The sequence below is a fragment of the Arthrobacter sp. 05T410 genome, from assembly GCF_056396505.1.
Window position 1 is genome coordinate 1 of the sequence record NZ_JBFTLP010000041.1, and the last position, 3,224, is coordinate 3,224.

Annotated in this window: 1 rRNA gene; it reads right to left on the bottom strand. The window is 55.5% G+C overall.

Going from position 1 to position 3,224, the window contains the following annotated elements:
* Window positions 1-43: 43 nt before the first annotated feature.
* A 23S ribosomal RNA gene (locus tag AC1DFR_RS22265) occupies window positions 44-3,179 on the bottom strand.
* Window positions 3,180-3,224 lie beyond the last annotated feature (45 nt).

Sequence of the window (3,224 nt, forward strand, 5' to 3'; positions counted from 1 at the left end):
CCCTGGTGTGAACGTCTTTTGAATCCGTTCACGGGAAGAGTGTGTGGTGTAAGTTATCGGCCTATTAGTACCGGTCAGCTTCACGAGTCGTTAGTCCTCGCTTCCACATCCGGCCTATCAACCCAGTGGTCTGGCTGGGGGCCTCTCACACACAAGGTGTATGGAAATCTCATCTCGAAGCGAGCTTCCCGCTTAGATGCTTTCAGCGGTTATCCCATCCGAACGTAGCTAATCAGCGGTGCACTTGGCAGTACAACTGACACACCAGAGGTTCGTCCGTCCCGGTCCTCTCGTACTAAGGACAGCCCTTCTCAAATTTCCTGCGCGCGCAGCGGATAGGGACCGAACTGTCTCACGACGTTCTAAACCCAGCTCGCGTACCGCTTTAATGGGCGAACAGCCCAACCCTTGGGACCTACTCCAGCCCCAGGATGCGACGAGCCGACATCGAGGTGCCAAACCATGCCGTCGATATGGACTCTTGGGCAAGATCAGCCTGTTATCCCCGAGGTACCTTTTATCCGTTGAGCGACGGCCATTCCACAATGTACCGCCGGATCACTAGTCCCGACTTTCGTCCCTGCTCGAGATGTCTCTCTCACAGTCAAGCTCCCTTGTGCACTTACACTCGACACCTGATTGCCAACCAGGCTGAGGGAACCTTTGGGCGCCTCCGTTACTTTTTAGGAGGCAACCGCCCCAGTTAAACTACCCATCAGGCACTGTCCCTGACCCGGATTACGGGCCGAAGTTAGATGTCCAAAGTGACCAGAGTGGTATTTCAACGATGACTCCACCCGAACTGGCGTCCGGGCTTCAACGTCTCCCACCTATCCTACACAAGCCACTCCGAACACCAATACCAAACTATAGTAAAGGTCTCGGGGTCTTTCCGTCCTGCTGCGCGTAACGAGCATCTTTACTCGTACTGCAATTTCGCCGAGTTTATGGTTGAGACAGCGGGGAAGTCGTTACTCCATTCGTGCAGGTCGGAACTTACCCGACAAGGAATTTCGCTACCTTAGGATGGTTATAGTTACCACCGCCGTTTACTGGGGCTTAAATTCTCAGCTTCGCCTTGCGGCTAACCGGTCCTCTTAACCTTCCAGCACCGGGCAGGAGTCAGTCCGTATACATCGTCTTGCGACTTCGCACGGACCTGTGTTTTTAGTAAACAGTCGCTTCCCCCTGGTCTCTGCGGCCCCGATCCCCTCCCACCAGCAAGTGGTGTTCAAGGTTGGGGCCCCCCTTCTCCCGAAGTTACGGGGGCATTTTGCCGAGTTCCTTAACCATAATTCTCTCGATCGCCTTAGTATTCTCTACCTGATCACCTGTGTCGGTTTGGGGTACGGGCGGCTAAAACCTCGCGTCGATGCTTTTCTCGGCAGCATAGGATCACCGAATCCCCCCATACGGGGGTCCCGTCAGATCTCAGGCATCATGAACGGCGGATTTGCCTACCGTTCGCCCTACATCCTTAGACCGGGACAACCATCGCCCGGCTCGGCTACCTTCCTGCGTCACACCTGTTAATACGCTTGCCTCCCAGGATCAGGTCCCGCGCTCCACCAAAACCCACACACCCCGAAGGGTGCTAGGGCAGGTTTCGGGCGGTTAGTATCCCCTGTTCAGCATGGGCGGTTTTTCGCCGGTACGGGAATATCAACCCGTTGTCCATCGACTACGCCTGTCGGCCTCGCCTTAGGTCCCGACTTACCCAGGGCAGATTAGCTTGACCCTGGAACCCTTGATCATCCGGCGGACGGGTTTCTCACCCGTCTTTCGCTACTCATGCCTGCATTCTCACTCGTGTAGGCTCCACCGCTGGTTTCCACCGCGACTTCACTGCCCACACGACGCTCCCCTACCACTCCAGACGCCTGAACCACAAGGGCTTGGCTAATGTCTGAAATCCACAACTTCGGCGGTGTACTTGAGCCCCGCTACATTGTCGGCGCGGAATCACTTGACCAGTGAGCTATTACGCACTCTTTTAAGGATGGCTGCTTCTAAGCCAACCTCCTGGTTGTCTTCGCAACTCCACATCCTTTCCCACTTAGCACACGCTTAGGGGCCTTAGTTGGTGGTCTGGGCTGTTTCCCTCTCGACTATGAAGCTTATCCCCCACAGTCTCACTGCTGCGCTCTCACTTACCGGCATTCGGAGTTTGGCTGACGTCAGTAACCTTGTAGGGCCCATTAGCCATCCAGTAGCTCTACCTCCGGTAAGAAACACGCAACGCTGCACCTAAATGCATTTCGGGGAGAACCAGCTATCACGAAGTTTGATTGGCCTTTCACCCCTACCCACAGCTCATCCCCTCCATTTTCAACTGAAGTGGGTTCGGTCCTCCACGACGTCTTACCGTCGCTTCAACCTGGCCATGGGTAGATCACTTCGCTTCGGGTCTAGATCACGCCACTGCAACGCCCTATTCAGACTCGCTTTCGCTACGGCTTCCCCACACGGGTTAACCTCGCGACGTAACACTAACTCGCAGGCTCATTCTTCAAAAGGCACGCCGTCACCCCTACACGATCGCTCGCGGAGGCTCCGACGGATTGTAAGCACACGGTTTCAGGTACTGTTTCACTCCCCTCCCGGGGTACTTTTCACCTTTCCCTCACGGTACTGGTCCGCTATCGGTCATTAGGGAGTATTTAGGCTTATCAGGTGGTCCTGACAGATTCGCACGGGATTTCTCGGGCCCCGTGCTACTTGGGATACTTCACCAGGCGGTGCACAACATTTCGGTTACGGGGCTCACACCCTCTACGGCCGGCCTTTCAAGACCGTTCACCTATGCCTGCACTCTCACCTTCCCAGCCCGGCAGAGCTGGAGTGGGAAGTCCCACAACCCCGACCATGCAACGCCCGCCGGCTATCACACATGGAACGGTTTAGCCTGATCCGCGTTCGCTCGCCACTACTGACGGAATCACTATTGTTTTCTCTTCCTGCGGGTACTGAGATGTTTCACTTCCCCGCGTTCCCTCCACGCACCCTATGTGTTCAGATGCGGGTCACCAGGCAGCTCGCGCCCCTGGCGGGGTTTCCCCATTCGGACACCCTGGGATCACAGTCCGGTTATCGACTCCCCCAGGCTTATCGCAGATTCCTACGTCCTTCTTCGGCTCCTAATGCCAAGGCATCCACCGTGTGCTCTTAAAAACTTGACCACAAAAGATCAAGGAGTAATTTTCGAGARAACCACAGAAACCACC